The 14,978-nt window shown below is 54.0% G+C and carries 13 protein-coding genes; 2 read left to right on the top strand and 11 right to left on the bottom strand.

The window, feature by feature from the left end; all coding sequences use genetic code 11:
- Positions 1-16: 16 nt before the first annotated feature.
- The 9 genes from ACMGDE_RS04430 to ACMGDE_RS04470 all read right to left on the bottom strand — a co-directional run bounded on the left by ACMGDE_RS04430 (position 17) and on the right by ACMGDE_RS04470 (position 10,537).
- Positions 17-1,534: a DUF6850 family outer membrane beta-barrel protein gene (locus ACMGDE_RS04430; protein WP_436831551.1), complete on the bottom strand. Its 1,518-nt coding sequence runs from the start codon at positions 1,532-1,534 to the stop codon at positions 17-19.
- Complete coding sequence (locus tag ACMGDE_RS04435; RefSeq protein WP_436831552.1) at positions 1,534-2,733, bottom strand: DUF4876 domain-containing protein; 1,200 nt, start codon at positions 2,731-2,733, stop codon at positions 1,534-1,536. Before ACMGDE_RS04435 ends, ACMGDE_RS04430 begins: the two co-directional genes overlap by 1 nt.
- A 19-nt stretch (positions 2,734-2,752) precedes the next feature.
- Positions 2,753-5,539 (bottom strand): TonB-dependent receptor, encoded by a 2,787-nt coding sequence (locus ACMGDE_RS04440; RefSeq protein WP_436831553.1) that lies wholly within the window; start codon positions 5,537-5,539, stop codon positions 2,753-2,755.
- A 184-nt stretch (positions 5,540-5,723) separates the two neighbouring features.
- Positions 5,724-6,944 (bottom strand): FG-GAP repeat domain-containing protein, encoded by a 1,221-nt coding sequence (locus ACMGDE_RS04445; RefSeq protein ID WP_436831554.1) that lies wholly within the window; start codon positions 6,942-6,944, stop codon positions 5,724-5,726.
- Positions 6,945-7,115: 171 nt separating this feature from the next.
- Positions 7,116-7,775 carry a response regulator gene (locus tag ACMGDE_RS04450; protein ID WP_436831555.1) on the bottom strand — a complete coding sequence of 220 codons (660 nt, stop codon included), beginning with the start codon at positions 7,773-7,775 and terminating at the stop codon, positions 7,116-7,118.
- Positions 7,762-8,580: a sensor histidine kinase gene (locus ACMGDE_RS04455; RefSeq protein ID WP_436831556.1), complete on the bottom strand. Its 819-nt coding sequence runs from the start codon at positions 8,578-8,580 to the stop codon at positions 7,762-7,764. The genes ACMGDE_RS04450 and ACMGDE_RS04455 overlap by 14 nt, the downstream gene beginning before the upstream one ends.
- Positions 8,514-9,191, bottom strand: coding sequence for a hypothetical protein (locus ACMGDE_RS04460; protein ID WP_436831557.1), 678 nt, complete (start codon positions 9,189-9,191; stop codon positions 8,514-8,516). Before ACMGDE_RS04460 ends, ACMGDE_RS04455 begins: the two co-directional genes overlap by 67 nt.
- A 13-nt stretch (positions 9,192-9,204) precedes the next feature.
- The gene (locus tag ACMGDE_RS04465) at positions 9,205-9,786 is read right to left on the bottom strand and encodes a hypothetical protein (protein ID WP_436831558.1); all 582 of its coding nucleotides are present in this window, start codon (positions 9,784-9,786) and stop codon (positions 9,205-9,207) included.
- Positions 9,787-10,207: 421 nt separating this feature from the next.
- A complete protein-coding gene (locus ACMGDE_RS04470) occupies positions 10,208-10,537 on the bottom strand; it encodes a hypothetical protein (RefSeq protein ID WP_436831559.1) in 330 nt (109 codons plus the stop codon).
- Between the two features lie 180 nt (positions 10,538-10,717).
- Between ACMGDE_RS04470 and ACMGDE_RS04475 the strand changes: the two genes are divergently transcribed.
- Together ACMGDE_RS04475 and ACMGDE_RS04480 are read left to right on the top strand one after the other, a co-directional pair.
- Entirely contained in the window at positions 10,718-11,326 is a 609-nt protein-coding gene (locus tag ACMGDE_RS04475; protein WP_436831560.1) for a DUF4833 domain-containing protein, read from the top strand.
- A complete protein-coding gene (locus tag ACMGDE_RS04480) occupies positions 11,323-12,012 on the top strand; it encodes a protein-L-isoaspartate(D-aspartate) O-methyltransferase (protein ID WP_436831561.1) in 690 nt (229 codons plus the stop codon). Before ACMGDE_RS04475 ends, ACMGDE_RS04480 begins: the two co-directional genes overlap by 4 nt.
- Here the strand turns inward: ACMGDE_RS04480 and bshC are convergent.
- Positions 12,006-13,595 (bottom strand): bacillithiol biosynthesis cysteine-adding enzyme BshC, encoded by a 1,590-nt coding sequence (gene bshC, locus ACMGDE_RS04485; protein WP_436831562.1) that lies wholly within the window; start codon positions 13,593-13,595, stop codon positions 12,006-12,008. The genes ACMGDE_RS04480 and bshC overlap by 7 nt on opposite strands.
- Positions 13,596-13,643: 48 nt before the next feature.
- Positions 13,644-14,978 (bottom strand): 30S ribosomal protein S12 methylthiotransferase RimO, encoded by a 1,335-nt coding sequence (gene rimO / locus ACMGDE_RS04490; protein ID WP_436831563.1) that lies wholly within the window; start codon positions 14,976-14,978, stop codon positions 13,644-13,646.

The raw sequence follows: 14,978 nt of genomic DNA on the forward strand, positions 1-14,978 counted from the left end.
CGTGCAAATTTACATTTTAAAAGAGAAAACCCGAAGAAACGGCAAACCGGTGGCCGGTAAACGCCTTCGGATAGCGAATATGTCTTCCGCCAAGTTTTATGTACACATTCGTTTTGGGGGAGACGGGAAAATCGACACGGATATCGCCGCTGAAGTGCTCCTGGTCGGCACTGTAATAAGCATAGTTGCCTGTGAGCATGGTATGGATGCCCGATTCCGGCGAAACGCCGTCCCACCTATGGGAACCCGCTACGTTTTGCCTACGCTCCATTCCGAGCGTGGCCGTACCGATGACCCGGCCCATTGCCCGGCTGGCCGAGAGCCGCAGTCCGGCCCGCAGGTGACTATACGACATGTAGCGAATCGGCTGGACATATTCCAGCCTGTGGTTTTCATAACCCGCTACGCCCCCTATCCGCCAACTCAATCGCTCACCCGTATGTTCATATATCATATCCAATGCCACGGCATCGTCCCCGCTTAAAAAGCGGAGCGCCTCATCGATCTTGTCCATCCCGGTTTCCGCATCCCGGTTGTTGAACCTCGCCTCAATGCCTTGTCGCTTGGCCGTGGATGCCGTCAGCTGGATCAGTAGCCGGTTCTGCTCCCACGCGGTGGCATAGCCCCCTTGCAACCGCCAGGCGTCATCTACCACTTCGGAGATGGGTGCCACGATACCTGACAGCGTCTTGTCAAACTGAAACCGCCGATAATGCAGGTGGCCAAACCATCCTTCGCGATCCATGGGCACAAGACGGAGTGCTGCACCCCACCCATATCCGCCATACAGGGCATCCATGCGGCTGCCAGCCAACAGTTCATTGTATACGCCGAGTCCAGCATCGTGGTAGATCAGTGGAAACCCAACCTCGCTTACAAATTCCAGTTTGCTCGACTGGGTATAACGACGACCTTCCAGGTCTGCCGCTAGCAGATAGCGATGGCCAAGCGGGGTCGCCATGGCCGCCGTAGCCGAAACATCCGACACCACGGCCCTCAGTCTTGGATCCCGGTTGCGGAAAGCCTGTTCACCCCGGAAACTGCCCGATAAACCATAGTGGAGCCGCTTGCCGGCCCAAGCGTAACCGCCCCCAAAGGCATATTGCTCTGCTTGAAGCGCTCCGCCCACGGTATCGGCCGTCACGTAAGGATAGAGGACATCATAGTCGGTAGTCTCATTGTAGTTGACACCGAACACCCGCTCGTTATGATAATGTGCCTGTCCCCAAATTGCACGCTGGGGCTGCCGGATATACGAAGAAGCATCTACACCAAACCGCCGGTAGCCGCTCCCTTTTTGATAGACGTAGCGATCATGTGATTCGGCCTGTTGCCCCGCTGAAAGCTCGGCAAAACTCCATTCCCGCAGAAAAGGTTTTAATGCGGGACTCTCATAATAGCCATCCAGCAGCCGGATATAGGGCGACAGCCCCGTAGCGACCCGCAGCTGCCTGCTTGCCGTATCCTGGGCGCATACGGTATATGATGCGCCCAGGATCATCAGCAGTCCGGTGAGGAGGAGGTTACGTGGCATTATTGGAGTGATAAAGCCGCCTCTGTTTCGAAATCTTCCGTAGAGTTATTGGTATCCTGCAGAATCTCTCGGCCGTTTTCACCGGTAGACAGCACCTTCCGGCGTACGCTCTTGCCATAGCGGTTATCGTCGCTATCGACCGTACCGCAGTGGGTCCAGCCCATATCGAGCGAGGGATCGGTCAGGATCCATTGATACTCGGATTCCACGCTCAGGTTGACAGCATCGAGGATCCATTCATTCGGGATCTTATACGTCTCAACCGTCCGTTCGCTGCCACTCGCCTGCAGGTAAGTGTACTCATAGGTCTGCGTAGTCTTAAACGTCTCCACGTCGCCTTCAAACTTCGCCAGCACATAGCTTTTAAAGCCTCGGTTGTGCATGGTCAGGTAGGGCGCTACGTTGATCAGGTCGGTCACCTGCGGGTTGTCCACATTGATGGTGGGCAGCAGGGTTATCTCAAAGTCGGCACCGCTCAGGTCGATCGAGTTGCTGTTGTACTCCACGTGATCGATGGCATTATTAGCTACCACTACAGATTCACCCGGTTGTACAGGATACTCCTGGCCGCTGCCCGGGATCATCACGATGTTGCCAGCGGTAAACGCCTCAGACATGATGTTGGGTGTATAATCCCGCTTGGTGGTAGTCAAAAACTCGGATTCGGCAAAGACCAAGCCATCGGCATATAATACTTCGTCGGAGTTGTTGTAGATGATGAAATATTTGTCGCCGTTGTATTGCTTGCCTTCAGGCGTGAGCGAACCGGTAAAATAGATTTCCTGGAGCACGAAACCGGCATTCTCGCTGTGGAGGAACAGTTCCAACTGCAACTCCGCGCTGCTGCCGGTAAACACGGCTCCTTCCTTCCGGCCGCGCACCGCACTGGTATACGCCTGCCCGTCTTGCATATAGGAGACGGTGCCTTCGAGAGTGACGTCATAGGAGCCTGCGGGTACAGCGACCTCAAAACGCCCGTTTTCCAGCTCGGTGGTGCTTACCGCGGCGCCGCTGTTAATCTCGGTGAGCGTGAGCGTTGCGGCGGTGATTTCCACTTCCTCCAGCTGAGGCGGGTTGGTGATGGTCACGCTGACCGCCGTCTGGTCGACCGACAGTTCATCTTTGGTACAGGCCGTGAAGACCAATCCAGCCCCCAGGGCCAGCATCAGCAGGGTTTTTGTGTTCACTATTGTTTTCATATCGAACTTTTTATGATGGTTAAAAACTAAAATTGATTTCCATTCCAAAGTAAGGGCCGTTGGTGTCACGCCGGACATGCAGGATACCGTATTCCTCATAATCGGGCGCATAGGTAAAGAGGCGATTGACAAACATGGACACACGGATCTGGTCGCGAAATGATTTGGAAGCCTTTACATTGATCTGCATCTTAAACGGCTCCACGTATCGCCTGAATTCCGTAGGGTTTGTCGGTTCAACAAGCCATTGCAGATCGGCATCCTCCTGATCCGCCGGTATAAAGGGATGCATCGCTCCTTCAATATCGATGTACTGCACCGGAACACCGCTCCGGGGGACGGTCTGCTCCGCCCTGAACAAGGTGCTTTGCAGCGAAACGTACGCATTGAGCCCGATGCCGGGCAGGTAGCCATCAGCGGTGAGGTTGGTATTGAATACCTCTCGGTCATAGCTTTCCCGATTTCCCGCATAGATACCGACATATTGCCGCACCTGGTCATCGGCGGTGATGGCTGTCGTGGGAATCACCTTTGAATAGGGTTCGCTGTTGCGGTAGACTGTGTGAAACCACGCACCGTTGAGGGTAACACGGGCATTGAGCCAAGCCATGCGCGTGGAAGTAAATTGAAATTCCATCCCTTTCTTGAGGATGCTGCTTCCATTGCTGTGTTGAGTATAGCCCCAATATTCGGTGACCTCCTCATAGGTGAAATCACCGAGTTGCGGCGGAGCCGTGAGCGCCCCGGCATCGATGGAGGTGCCATCATACTGCCGATAGGCCAAGGCGGTGTATTGAGAGACATCGCGGAAACCGGTATGCATGCGTTCTCGGAAGTAGGTGACAGATAACCGATTCCCCTCATACTGCAAATCGGTACTAAGCTCCCATTTATGGTTTACCGCCGCCCCGAGTTCGGGATTGACCCGATCGATGATGTAGGTCATCACGTTGGCCTTGCGGTAGTCGGGGTTATTGTGGTAGAAATTGAGCTGGATCAGATCCTGGTAATCGGGCGCCGGATAAAGCTGATCCATCGTCGGCGTTTTGGTATGGGTCCCATAGCCTCCCCCCAACGCCACCCACAGGGAGTGGCCTGCGACATCCACCGCAGGCAGGCTCCATTTCGCATTGATGCGCGGATCAGCCAAGAGCTTGCCGGCAAGCGCGTAACGGCGGTCCATGTTGATCATGCTCATTCCGCGAAGTCCGGTCATCAGAGTAAACCGGTGCGTCCCGACCGCGAAATTGATCAGGTCTTCGGCAAAGAAAGACACTACCTGCGTAGCGGGAATGCTGTGAAACGCCCGTGGCCGCCCAGTGGAACCGCTCTGGTTAGGTGGAAGGTCGAGGTTATATACCAGCCCCTCGCCAAAATTCTTGCTGTAATTGCCCTCCACGCCGAGCTTAAGATCGTGTTGCAGCGGACCGGATACGGCGCTTAGTTGCAAACGGGCCTTCAAGAACGCTGTAAGCGGTTGGCCATCCACGATAAGGTGCGAGGCATAACTCGGAGTGATGTATGATGCATCGTGTGCCCCTTCGACCAACGCATTGGCCAGGATGGTGGCCGATGGTGCTTGTATCCATTTAACCTGGTCTATCCGGTCGCGTTGGTAACTGACCTTAGACGTCAGCTCCAGGGATTCCAGCAAGGGGTGTTCACGCCAGGCTAGCAGCACCTGATTGTTGAGACCATAACTGTTGAACGTCGAGGAATACCGGTCTATGGGCGCATAGCCGTTGTCGGGATCCACCTTCTCCCGGTCGATATTGGTTTGATAGTCAAGCGCCGCGGTCCACGCCAGCCGTCGCCGGGCGTTATCCCAATTTTTATTGGTGCGCAGCGAACCGTTGACGCGCTGGTAGTTTTCAAAATCGTTGCGGGGGTCGTCCTTGGCATCCAGAAAGCCGCCGTCCAGGTTGATCACGAGGTTTTGCTTCGTTAAGCTGAACCCCTTCCCGATGGAGGCCAGTTTTGAAAAGCCATCGGCCTTTATACGTGCGTTGAATGGCGTGGCACCTTTACGCCGTTCGATTTGGATGAGTCCGCTGGTGAGATCACCGTATTCCACCGATGGGATCCCGCGCACCACCTTCACCTGCTCGATGTCATCGGTTGAGATGAAACGCATGTCTACCCCGCGGTTGACCGAGTTGCGGTAGAAATTGGGATCTGACCGGTTTTCGTCTCCGATGATATCATCGGTATTTTGCAAATTAGCGTTGGTATTGATGGGCGCGCCATCGATGTAAAAAGCGGTGCCCAATGAGCTGATATCATAGGCGTTGTTTAAAATACCCGGCTCACGCAGGCGGATATTGTTCATTTCGGTCAGGTTGGGGTCAATCGCGCGCCCTCCAGGCAGCAACTCCAGCAGGTCGGCAAAGCTCGAGGGTTGGAGCAACTCCATAGCCTTCCGGTCAATTACCGATGTGCTGGTCATCTCCCGAGCCTCTGCGGCCGTCACATATACTTCATCTATCACACGCTGCGAGGAGACCAGCGACACGCGGATGAACCGATCTTCGTTGACACTGACCGACTGCGTATAAGGCTCATAACCCAGCGCTTTCACCTCGAGGGTGTAATCGTCCGCTGCCACCGCGGCAAAATGGAATTGGCCGTCCTCGCCACTCATTATACGATAGCTGCGCTCGCCCGTCGAAAGTGATACCGTCGCAAACGAAATCGGCTCTTGGCTGCGGACATCCTGCAGCGCGCCCGTAATACGAAGTGGGGATTGGGCAAATGCACAAACCGGGCTCAACCCGAAAATGAACACCGCGAAAAACGGGATAAGCATCCCAATAACCGAAGAAATACCTAATCGCAAAACCTAACCGTAAAGCCTAATGCTATTTAGACTCATTTTAATTTGGCGCAAAGTTAGTTTTTCTATCGAAAAGAAGAAATGAATTTGCACTTTTTTGCAAGAGTTCAGGAAAACATGCGAAAAACTTAGAAGCTGTTGCCTGATGTTGCAAGCGCTACTTTCCTTTCCCCAGCAGCAGGCGTCCCTGCGAACCCCAGCCGCCGACGAAGGCGTCGGCTATGCCGTCGCCGTTGAGGTCCCCGATGGTGATGTTCCAATTGCGGCCAACAACCGTTGCGGGCATGACTTGCTCGGTGACATCGGCAAAATACCCCTTGCCGTCATTGCGATAGGCCCGTAGCCGCTCTTCACTAAACCCCGGCACCGCTACAGCACTTAGGAGCAGGTCCAGGTGACCGTCATGGTCGAAATCCACCTCGCGGGCGGAGTAGGTGGAAAATTTATAGGCAGGCATCCGCTCCTCGGTTTCATCCGTAAAACGGGCCTGCCCGTCATTGATCAGTATACGCGCCCGCGGATTCTTGTCCCATACGCCGCCATTGCTCGTGATGTTGGCAAACACGATATCCAGATCGCCGTCACCATCCACGTCGAATACCAGTGCTTCGCGCGTCTCCAGGGGTTCCGGCAGCTCGAGCTGTTCGGCATACTCCGTGAAGACACCCTTTCCGTCGTTGAGCAGCAAGCGGTTAGGCGGCACTTCATTGCCCACCACCATATCAAGGTGTCCATCGCCGTTCAGGTCGGCCAGTTTGATGCTTTGCGTGGCATCATTCACCTGGGGCAGGTTTTCGGCGGTCCGGTCGATGAAGTATCCCGGCCGGGCCGGATCATTTATCCACAGGAAATTTTGGCCCGCTTCGCCCGAATTGCCCACGACCATGTCCGGCAATCCATCACCATCCACATCGCCCACATCCAGTCCATTGCCTTCGCTCATACCCGGTAGCCGATCGCTCACATCACGGAACGTGCCATCGCCATTGCCGAGGTAATACTCGGGCGTCTGGTCATCCTCCGCCACAAACACCACATCTACATGTCCATCCCCATCGAAATCAACCGCCCGCACATGCTCCGTATCGTGGCGGGCGGGGTTGAACACGCCCTTTTTCCAAGTCAGTTTGCCGCTTCCGTCATTGAGATAAAGCCGGTTTTCATCGGCCTCCAGCGCAGCAATGATGTCCAGGTCACGATCGCCGTCGACATCGGCGAAGGCCACCTCGAGGATATGCGCCTCGGGGTCGTGCGGTACATGGCTTGCAGTTGCATCCTCAAAATGGCCTACTGCTGCGGGCTGCGGCTGCGAACTGCATGACCCGCCGGTAAAGGTCGCCGATAGGAACGCTAAAAGGATGGGATTTGCTGTTTTCATGATCCTTGTAAAGGCGTATCCCCAATAGGTGCGCAGGGACTTCTAGCCCCTGCGCAACCCCGGGGTACTTGCTATCATAGGTAGCTAAGTAAAATCGTATTCCATCATGCGAAACAATCTGCTGTTGGAAATGTTTGAACGAATGTTAGTTTATTTTTCGGATTCCATTCGTTATTCATCCTTGGATATGAGCCCCATACGGAACGCATGTGCCACCAATGCGTGCCGCGAACGAACATCGAAATGAACGTACAATTCTTCGGCGTAGCGCTTCACCGCCGCATGCGACACATCCAACTTTTGGGCAATCTGCTCATAGCTAAGGTCGCTGCAGCAAAGTTCCAGAAACTCCTGCTTGCGCTCACTCAGCACGTCCATCCGCTTTTTAATCACGCTCCCGTCAGCCGCGGCGTGCAACCGATGGCTCGATACATGACTGTTGATGTATCTTCCTGTCCGTGTCACCTCCAAAATGGCCTTATACAGCTCTACATGTCCCACGGCCTTGGTGATATATCCCCGGGCGCCGCACCGCAGCATTTCCTCCACCGCATCGTCGTCCTCGAAAGCCGTCACCGCCAATACCAACACCTGGGGGTGATGGGCGGTCAGCCACTGCGTGGCACGGTAGCCGTTCATCACGCTCATCTTGATATCCATCAACACCACATCCGGCACGCCGTGGCGCTTCATTTGATATTGCATATCCATGCCATTGGTTGCCGAGAAAAGCACCTCTATGCCTCCCTGCCGCTCGAGCATCTCTTGCATGCCTCCTAAAAATAAAGCGTGGTTATCTACCAGCGCCACTTTGATATCAGCTTGTTCCATGATTTGGCACATGAATCGTAATGGACGTGCCCGCGCCCACCAGTGAATGAATTTTACACGCCCCGCCGAGCAATCGGGTGCGCTGCCGGATGTTATGCAAGCCCGAGCCCCCATGTGCCATCGCATGGTCGAGGTCAAACCCACATCCATTGTCTACGATCCGAAGCATGGTATCCGTGCCCTCCGGCCGTAAGGCTACCGCCACCCACGTGGCTTTGGCATGCTTCAAGATGTTGTTCATTGACTCCTGAAAAATCCGAAACAACAGGATGCCGCGGTCCGGCCCCAACGGCGGTTCATAGCCCTCGGGCATGTCCAATGAAATGGAAAAATACCCCAGCTCCTCCAGGTACCGCACCTCCGCCTGGAAAGCCATGCCCAGTCCATGAATCAGGGGCTCATGCTCCCGGATGGTCTTGGCAACGGTACGCAGCTCTTTCAACCCTTTTTCACCCAATTCGGTGACCCGAGGCAGTCCCCTGGCAATCGCCTTCTGTGGCCCGCCCGCCATATTACGCAATTCGATCACCATCAGGCTCAGCACCTGCCCGAGGCTGTCATGCAAGTCGGCCGCGATGTGCTCACGCGCCGCCTTGGAAGCCTCCAGCTCCGCCAGGATGCGTTCCCGCTCAAAATTGACCGCAAGCGCTTCCTTCTCCCGCTGATGCCGTAGCTTCGCTCGCTGTGCCGTATAGATGTACACCGTGAGGAAGATAGGCACCAAGAGGAAGAGCAGCGTCAGCTTGATGATGACGCCGGAGAGGTCTTCCGTCCCTTGTACCGCACTAAGTAGGCATATATCCATGTACTGTAATAGATAACAATCAAAAGTGTATTCAGTAGGTAAAACAGCGGCATTCCCCAAAGATAGGCTTTCCCTAACGCAGGTATAAACAGATAAAGCACCGATGTGGAAAAGTAAAAATACATCACCCCGTTGACCCACCAGAAATCCGCAAACATGCTGAGCCGACGGTAAGTGGGCGAGCGCTGTAGCAAGAAGTAGTAATACAGGCTGCCCACTACAAATACCGCATTCATCACCTGCATGCTATTGTTGTTAAGCGCGTATCGTTTGATTGTAAACGTATCGATCAGATAAATAACAGCAAACACGATGTACCATCCATATAGCCATCGCCAAGAATGCGTCCTGAACCTTCGGATACACCGGAATAAAAACCAGCTGATAAATGCGCATTCGATGAGCAGATATCCGTTATACCAATGGTGGGTAGATTGGTCAAACACCAACTTAATCAAGATCCCGCCCAGTTCTACAACGATAACAATGCCCATATACCAGCGGTGAAGCCGCCACGCCGAACTCGGATCATGGCGGAGGCAATAAAGCGCAGTTAGGAAACAAGCGACTTCTGCCGAGAAAAAAACAACTTCAGTGATTGAAATATTCATCTATCATTGTGCGTTATTCATTGCCCAGCAATAATGCTCCCTCTTCTTCACAATCATCAGGCGGAGGACATATCTCTCCCTTATTCTCAATCGGCGCCACCAGAATAGCCCCCTGCTTGTCCTTTTCGGGGTAATAATCCCGGTGGAACGCCTCTCCATTGGCCGTACTATCCTTCGTCGATACCATGAGCAGCGTATTATATCCCCAATAGGCGCGCTGGGGCACGTGTGGCCCCTGCGCCATTGGGGGGTAGCTGTCATTATAGGTAGCTAAGTAGAATCGTATGCCGTCTCCGCCTTCCAGGCGGATCTGGTGTATCAAAGTTTGCAGCCGCTCCAGGTCAAACCAGATGGTCCGGGTATCGGGCAGGGAGTCCTTCCCGCGATTCACCGTGCCCGCATGCGGGCCATAGTTGGCCACGAGGTGTTTTGCTTCTTTATAAGGCACTTTCACCGAATCGGGAATGGGTTTATAGGCTGCCGCCGGTAGGCTATCGGCGGCAGCCCCGGTTGATGAAGACCCCCCATTGTTACATGCCGCCCAAATAAAGATACCGTTCAATATGGCTGACAAGATTAGTACTATGTTTTTCATTCTAATATTTTTAATGGCAATGAAGTTTGGATGAATTCATGTAGGTTTCATAATCGATTCCATAATTTATATTGCCAAAGATAGGGCATCCGCTTTTCCTGTGGTATGGCTAATTAGCCAGTTTTGAAAAAAGTTTGAAAAGAAATGCAAGTTAATCGCAATAGATTCCATAACTCAACGTTTTTGATAGTAGGTTTAGGTTGATAGCCCCTAATCCCATTGGGGCGGATTCCCGTTAGCTTACGAGTTAACGGGTTTCTTTTTGGGTATAGTTTGAAAGAAAAAACGCATTGCCAGGCCAATCACCTAGCAATGCGTGTCAATGGCCCCTAATATATAAATCCTTTAATCTCGTATCAACGTGGCTCCCACTTCCTCACAATCAGTAGGCGGAGGGCATATTTCACCCCGGTTGACCACACTAGCAGCTAGCGCTTCCTGTCCATAGCTTCTCGCCGTTCACGGTACTGTCCTTTGTAGGCGTCATCAACAGCGTATTGTAGCCCCATGAAATGAAAACAGAAGCACTCGAAGACGGGTTGGACACCGCTTCGGACCGGCTTCGGTGCTTATATTGGACTCCATGTACACTCCTACTGGTCTCCTTCTGCTCGGAGCAGTTCGAGTACGCATGAAGTGCAGTATGAGTTGGCTCTGAGATGGCATTCAGCTCCGAAGCCGAACCCAAGTCAATACGAAGCCGAACCCCGCCGGAAGCCAAGCCCCCTGCTGTCCAAAGGCTGTGCATCATGCGGCTATCTGCCGGTATTCAGCCGGGTATCTGCTGGCTCCGTGCAGCTCCCGAACATAGCGCGGACAGCAAGCGCATGGCAAAGCCACCCGCAGCAGTCAGGACGCCGTCTGGGAGCAGGTATGAGCACAGTCGTTGAGGTTGAAAACTTTTCGCTATCTTTGAAAAAAGGAGGCGCCCATGCTATTATATCCAATTATTCAGCGATACGCCTTATATGACGCCTGGCGATACAATAAGCTCAAGAGCGGCGTTACCATGGTTCTCTTCTTCTCGGCCCTGGGCCTGATCGCCCAGGAAAGCAAATTTGACAAGAAAGTGGTCGTAGACCAGTTGCCTGTGCCAAATGAGGATAAGCAACTCTTTTACCTGCAACGCGACCCGGACGCAAACACGGTAATCTATCAATTGAATGTAACGGACGGTGTAGTGGATGCCGACGAGCCCGTAAACGTATATTGGATCCGGTATGCCGAAGGGGGGATACGCAAAGACCTTAATTTTGTGCAGCGGACGATGGCCTATGGCATCAGCCACAAGTCCCTCGGTAATGGGGATTTCGAATTGCGCCTGGCGGCGTATAAAAGCGTTCCTTTCAGGCTATCGTATTGCGAGAAAAGCAAAAAACACGTCGTATATGCCTCAATTAACAATCGTGAGGCCATCCTCGACCGCGTTTTTGTGCGCATCGTGGGCGGAAGCGTGTTCAGTCCGGATATCGCGTATTTCGAACTCACTGGCCGCGATGCCACGACGTTCGAACGGGTATCGCAACAGATCAAACCATGAAACGAGTTGCCTGCTCATCGGTGATGTGCTGTATAACGCTCTTTGCCATGGCTCAAGACTACCAGCACCTGCGAACTGATATGGTCCGCCGCCAACTCGCGGCGCGCGGCATTACCCACCGCGCCACGCTGGATGCAATGGAAAAGGTAGAGCGGCATCTGTTCGTACCGCCCGAATACCGGAAGCAGGCCTATGACGATACGCCCCTGCCCATCGGGTATGAACAAACTATCTCACAGCCCTACATTGTAGCGTATATGACTCAGCTGCTTGACCCCAGGGCGGGCGACCGTATATTGGAGATCGGCACGGGTTCGGGCTACCAAGCGGCCATACTAGCTGAAATCGGCGCGCAGGTGTATACCATCGAAATTGTTGAAGAGCTGGGGGAGCAAGCCAAACAGCGAATGGGCCAATTGGACTATGACCAAGTAGCGGTCATCATTGGCGATGGCTACAAGGGGCTTCCGGAAGAAGCGCCATTCGACGCCATCGTGGTCACGGCCGCGCCGGAAGAAATCCCGCCCCCGCTGATTGAGCAACTGAAAGAAGGCGGAAAGCTGGTTATCCCCGTGGGACCGCCCGGAGCGGTACAAACGCTGATGTTGGTCGAAAAAAAGCAAGGCGGAATCATCCGCAGGGAATTGTCGCCCGTTCAATTCGTGCCGTTTACACGGGATCAGTAGATGATCGTAAACTTAAACGCCAAGGGGTCGAAATGCTGCAGCAGCTCGGCAATCAATCCGTCCCCGTACTTGACGTAAAGCAAGCCGAAGTTTTCGGAGCGCTCCTGTAACGCCCCCCCGGGGAAGAGTTTTTCCTTGATGCGATCGATCTGGATCAAGGCATCCTCATGATTCCGTTTGTCGGCCTTGAGCAGCTTCTTTTCAAGGTTGTTGATGGCTTTCTTGAGCCGCGCTTTTACGGCATCGGTACTCGGCCCCAGACTGGGATCGATCTTGTGTGCGCGCAACCGCAGCTTGCTGAAGATGGCATTGAGTTCCATCCATTCGTCGTTGAGGTTGAGCCGGTGCTTGGTGTGCCTGCGCACGTACTCGCGCTTCAACTCCTCGGTGCCTTTGAAAATGCTTCTGAACGTCAGATCAAGGCGCAGCACTTTCACGGCCATATTGTCGTCGGTCACCATTGCCGAATTGCGGGGCACCAATATCGGAAAATCGACGCCGTAATGCCGAAACATGGCGCCCAGTTGCAGCCAATAGACGATCTCCGCACCGCCGCCGATGTAGGCCAGATTGGGCAGCACCAGCTCTTGATACAGCGGACGCATGACCACATTGGGGCTGAACCGCTCGGGATGATGCTGTATTTCGGTCTTCAACTCGCCTTCGGTAAAATAAAGGCCTTGATGGAGCACCTCATACCGCCCGTCATCGAGCTTGACGATCCGCTCACGGAAGGTATCGGTCAGGTAGAAGAAGTTGATCTCTCGGGCGTGCACTTGGGCCGAAAATCCGGCCGCTTCAAGGGCCGATGAGGTCTGCGAGATGGCCCTGTGGCTGTTTTCGGCAAAAATATCTTGCTCGATGAATGGCGCAAAACATCGCTTCAGCGCGGCATCATCGGCGTCCATGATCACCAGCCCATATTTGCCGAACAGGGCATTGACCAGGTAACGGGTAGCGGCCGCAAGATTGCCGTGCTGCAAATAAGCTCCGTCGATCAATTTTGCCAATTTGGATGAGTTGTCCGATAGGCCCAGAAAGCTTTGGTACTGACGCACCGCATCAGCCATGCTATCGGTCTTCAGCCGCCCGGTAGCACCCTGGGCTGCGGTTTCCCACGTGATCTTCTTGCCGTGGAGCCGGGTATGGTTGATTTCAGCAAAATCATGGTCTTCGGTGGCCATCCAGTACACCGGTATGAACGTATACTCCGGAAAAGCGGCCTTAAGGTCCTGGGCGAGCCTGATGGTGCTGACGATCTTGAACACAAAATACAGCGGTCCGGTAAAAATATTGAGCTGGTGGCCGGTGGTGACGGTAAAGGTGTGCTCGTCTTGCAGGGCCTCGATATTGGCGGCGACTTCGGGGGTGCAATCCGAGCCGTCGGCATACTGGCGCCGCAGGCTTTGCACCAGCACCTGTCGGTCGGTCTTTCCGGCCTTTGCCTGCAACTGCCGGGCAAATCCTTCCAGATCAGGCCTGTTGCCCACAAAAGACGTCAGGGAAGGATCGTTGTCCAAATAAGCCAGCAGCGTCTTCGAAAAGCTGTTTGTATCTTTATAGTCTATATAGGTCGCCTTCATGGAAAAGCAAAGATAGCGCTTGCCTAGTAAAGCAGCGACTGATAACGATTATTTGACAATCGATCCATACAGGTCGAAATCTTCCGCACGGTCTATGCGCACCTGTGCAAAGCGCCCGATGGTGAGGTAGTTGCCCGCGGTGGGAATGAGCACTTCATTGTCTACTTCCGGTGAGTCATACTCGGTACGCCCCACGAAATATTCGCCCTCAACTTTGTCTATCAAGACCTGGTAGGTGTGTCCTATTTTATCTTGGTTGATCTCATAGGAGATCCCCTGCTGGGTGTCCATGATCTGCTCCACGCGTGCAGCTTTTACCGCTTCGGGCACATCATCCACTAAGCTGTGTGCGTGGGTCTTCTCCTCATGCGAATAGGTAAAGCACCCTAAGCGATCAAAACGGGTATCGGCCACCCACTGTTGCAGCTCTTCGAAGTCCTGCTCAGTCTCACCGGGGTATCCGCAGATGAGGGTGGTACGCAGGGCAATGCCGGGTGTACGGTCGCGGATGGCATGGACCAGGTCAATGGTCTTCTGCTTGGTGATGCCCCGGCGCATCGACCGGAGCATGCTGTCGCTGATGTGTTGCAGCGGCATATCAAGGTAGTTGCAGATGTTGCTGCGCTCATTCATCGCATCGAGGATGTCCATGGGAAATCCCGAGGGGTAGGCATACTGGAGCCGTATCCATTCAATGCCCTCCACATCCGAAAGCCTGCGCAGCAGGTCGGCCAGGTTGCGCTTGCCGTAGAGGTCCAGTCCGTAATAGGTAAGGTCCTGCGCGATGAGGATGAGCTCTTTGGTGCCGTTCTTGGCCAGGTGCCGGGCCTCGGTGACCAGGCTTTCCATCGGCTTGGACACATGTTTGCCCCGCATCAGGGGGATGGCGCAGAACGAACAGGGACGGTTGCAGCCTTCGGCGATCTTGAAATAGGCGAAGTGCGATGGCGTGGTGAGCATGCGCTCGCCCAGCAGCTCGCGCTTATAGTCTGCACCGATGGTACCCAGTAAGTCTTGCAGGTCGTTGGTGCCGAAGTAGGCGTCTACGTTGGGAATCTCGGCCTGGAGTTCGGGCTTGTACCGCTCGGAGAGACACCCCGTGACGATGACCTTGCCCACCCGGCCCTCGTCTTTGAGGGCGCTGTATTGCAGGATAGTGTCGATGGACTCCTGCTTGGCGTTGTCAATAAAACCGCAGGTATTGATCACCACGATATCATCCGTCCGCAGGTTATCGGCCTCATGCACCACTTCCATCCGGTTGCCTTTGAGCTGTCCCATCAGTACCTCGCTGTCGTGGATGTTTTTGGAACAACCCAGGGTGACCACGTTTACGCGCGGGCTATGTGTGATGGGTGCTTGTTTTACTGGTTTTGTTTTCAT

This window comes from Parapedobacter brassicae (assembly GCF_051400755.1).
Classification (GTDB): Bacteria; Bacteroidota; Bacteroidia; order Sphingobacteriales; family Sphingobacteriaceae; genus Parapedobacter.